The organism is Sphingobacterium sp. SGG-5 (genome assembly GCF_011043525.1).
Taxonomy (GTDB): Bacteria; Bacteroidota; Bacteroidia; order Sphingobacteriales; family Sphingobacteriaceae; genus Sphingobacterium.
In genome coordinates, this window is record NZ_JAAKGO010000031.1 from 1 (window position 1) to 657 (window position 657).

The 657-nt window shown below is 47.8% G+C and carries 1 protein-coding gene; it reads left to right on the forward strand.

Features of this window, described 5'->3' with window-relative positions:
- A partial coding sequence (locus G5B30_RS17125) for a family 20 glycosylhydrolase (protein ID WP_165321229.1) occupies positions 1–657 on the forward strand: 657 nt, incomplete at both ends.

Sequence of the window (657 nt, forward strand, 5' to 3'; positions counted from 1 at the left end):
ACTGTCAAAAGCGCATAAAGGAAGAAGGCCTTAAGGACGAACACGAACTACAGAGTTACTTTATAACCCGGATTGAGAGATTTCTCCGTAGTAAAGGAAGAAGAATAATCGGGTGGGATGAGATACTGGAGGGAGGATTGGCGCCCAATGCGGCAGTAATGTCTTGGCGTGGGACAAAAGGTGGGATAGCCGCAGCGAAGATGGGCCATCCGGCGGTGATGACTCCGACCTCACATATGTATTTCGACTATTTCCAAGGGGAACCCTATATAGAACCTTACGCCATATGGGGACATACCCCGCTGCGGAAAGTATATGGCTATGACCCCATGTCGGAAGAACTTACAGCCGAAGAACAGAAGTATATATTGGGCGTGCAGGGAAATCTGTGGAGTGAATACATCCATTCACCAGACCATAACGAATACATGACCTATCCCAGAGGAGCGGCACTGGCAGAGATCGCCTGGAGCGATCCGAAGAATAAGGATTGGGAAGACTTCAAGAGACGTTTGGAAGAACAGTACAGGCGTTATGAACAGAAAGATATTAACTACTCGCGCAGTGCATATCAGGTTTATTTTGAAGTGACGGACGATGCACCGAACAGGAAATCTACTGTCAATCTGTTAACAGATAGCTACCGGCCGGAGATCT